Source organism: Mesorhizobium sp. M7A.F.Ca.US.006.04.2.1 (assembly GCF_004022915.1).
GTDB lineage: Bacteria > Pseudomonadota > Alphaproteobacteria > Rhizobiales > Rhizobiaceae > Mesorhizobium > Mesorhizobium ciceri.
In genome coordinates this window covers 1-1,998 of record NZ_RZQA01001016.1, presented here as the reverse complement: position 1 = coordinate 1,998, position 1,998 = coordinate 1, and the positions used below count along the sequence as shown (strand labels likewise).

Below are 1,998 nucleotides of genomic sequence, written 5' to 3'. Positions count from 1 at the left end.
GCGCGGTAGCGCTTGGCGCCCATGTGCTTGGGCCAACCGGACGTCCCTTCACGCCGGAAACGATCGGCATGGCGGTGGCGATGCGCGACCTGAAGCAGCATCTGCGCGAGACCGGCGAAAGCAAGGGCTACAATGCCAGCTTCGCGCCGCAAGACCGGTCGCGGTTTCTGGGCGAACTCGATCGCATCTTGCGGCGTGCCATGAAATCGGCCACACCGGATTAGCGCTATCCAGGGCTGGAACCACCATGGCCGCCGAAGCTCCGATAGACAAACCCATGCAGCGCCACATGCTGTTTGCTGTGTCTGCCTGCTTCGGCGTCTTTGCGCTTCTGGTGGCGTTGCTGCTGCACGCTCCGCTTGCCTATTCGATCGGCGCCAACGCGTTCTTTGCCGCCTATGTCATTCTCGTCGTCGCCCAGATGCCGAAGTTCACCGGCAGGTATCTGAGCAAGAATGCGCGCGCCACCGACCAGCCGGTGCTGGTCATCTTCGCCGTGACGCTTGTCGTCGTCGGCGTTGCCGTTGTCGCATTGTTCCTGCTGATCAATCAGAAGGACAGAAGCCATCCCATCGAGCTCTTCTTCGCGCTGCTGTCGATCCCGCTCGGCTGGTTCACCATCCATGCCATGGCAGCGCTCCATTATGCTCATGTCTACTGGATGGATGGCGATGCGATGGATGCCGAGACCAGGAAGAAAATCCCGGTCGGCGGACTGCTGTTTCCGGGCGACAAACGGCCGGAGGGTTGGGACTTCCTCTATTTCTCGACGGTGATCGGCATGACGGCGCAGACCGCCGACACCAACATCTCGACGACGCATATGCGTCGTGTCGTGCTTGTCCACTCGATCCTGTCGTTTTTCTTCAACACGGTCATCGTCGCCGCTGCCGTCAATCTCGCCGTCAGCCTGGGCGGTCCGTAATAAATCCGTGATCGGATGAAACATCGGTTTGGATCGCGACGTATCAGGAGGACAATGAGCGCGCAGGCCATGCCGCGAGGCCGGGAGACGAAACACGATGGAATCCGTTGCCAGAAGCCAATCCGCCGCCGATCCAGGCGCTTCGGCGTCGAACGACAAAACGCTGATTTACCGGCAGTCGCGCTGGACGCGGCTGACGCATTGGCTGTGGGCGATCTCGCTGTTCTTCATGCTGTTGTCCGGCCTGCAGATCTTCAATGCCCGTCCGCAGCTCTATATCGGCAAGCAATCGGGCTTCGATTACAACAACACCATCTTCGCCATCGGCGCCGAGAACTCCGATGCGGGTCCGCGCGGCTACACGGAGATCTTCGGCAAGCGCTTCGACACCACTGGGGTGCTCGGCTGGTCGGGTCCGGCCGGCCAGGAGACGTCCCGCGCCTTCCCGTCCTGGGCGACCATCCCGTCCTACTATGATCTCGGCACTGCGCGCGTCATCCATTTCTTCTTTGCCTGGATACTCACCACGACGTTGATCGTCTGGTTTGTCGCCAGCACCGTGAACGGCCATTTGCGGCGCGATCTCGCGCCACGCCTCGACGATTTGAAGCGGTTGCCGCAAGACATCGTCGACCACGCCAAGCTCAAATTCCATCACACGCGCGAATACAACACGCTGCAGAAGATGGCCTATGGCGGGGTTCTGTTCGTGCTGCTGCCGCTGATGATCATCACCGGTCTGGCGATGTCGCCAAGCATGAACTCGGTGCTGCCTTTCCTCAACGATCTGCTCGGTGGCCGGCAGACGGCACGCACCATCCATTTCACCGTCATGGTGCTGCTGGTCGCCTTCTTCGTCGTCCATATCCTGATGATCCTGGCCGCCGGCCCGATCAACGAGCTGCGCTCGATCATCACCGGCTGGTACCGCACCGATCCTCCCGCACAGGACGACAATACAGCCGAGAGGAGTGCCTGACATGGCGAAGTTTGAGATCAGCCGCCGCAAATTCCTGACCGCTGCCGGCCTTGGCGCTTCCGGTATCATGCTGTCGGGCTGCGACGCCTTTGAC

General features: G+C 60.9%; 4 protein-coding genes. All 4 read left to right on the top strand.

Annotation, left to right across the window (positions count from 1 at the left end; translation table 11 throughout):
- The coding region (locus tag EN925_RS33580) for a DUF188 domain-containing protein (protein WP_206633077.1) at positions 1 to 224 on the top strand (224 nt) is incomplete at its 5' end.
- 23 nt (positions 225 to 247) lie between these two features.
- Positions 248 to 925, top strand: a complete 678-nt coding sequence (locus EN925_RS33575) for a DUF1345 domain-containing protein (protein ID WP_013531945.1) — start codon at positions 248 to 250, stop codon at positions 923 to 925.
- 97 nt (positions 926 to 1,022) lie between these two features.
- Positions 1,023 to 1,904, top strand: coding sequence for a cytochrome b/b6 domain-containing protein (locus EN925_RS33570; RefSeq protein WP_024505335.1), 882 nt, complete (start codon positions 1,023 to 1,025; stop codon positions 1,902 to 1,904).
- Position 1,905: 1 nt separating this feature from the next.
- Positions 1,906 to 1,998: twin-arginine translocation signal domain-containing protein (locus EN925_RS41130; RefSeq protein WP_128337256.1), on the top strand; the 93-nt coding region annotated here is incomplete at its 3' end.

Excerpts from the sequence above, each read along its gene's own strand:
- EN925_RS33575 (WP_013531945.1), top strand. The coding sequence starts at position 248 with ATGGCCGCCGAAGCTCCGATAGACAAACCCATGCAGCGCCACATGCTG.
- EN925_RS33570 (WP_024505335.1), top strand. The coding sequence starts at position 1,023 with ATGGAATCCGTTGCCAGAAGCCAATCCGCCGCCGATCCAGGCGCTTCG.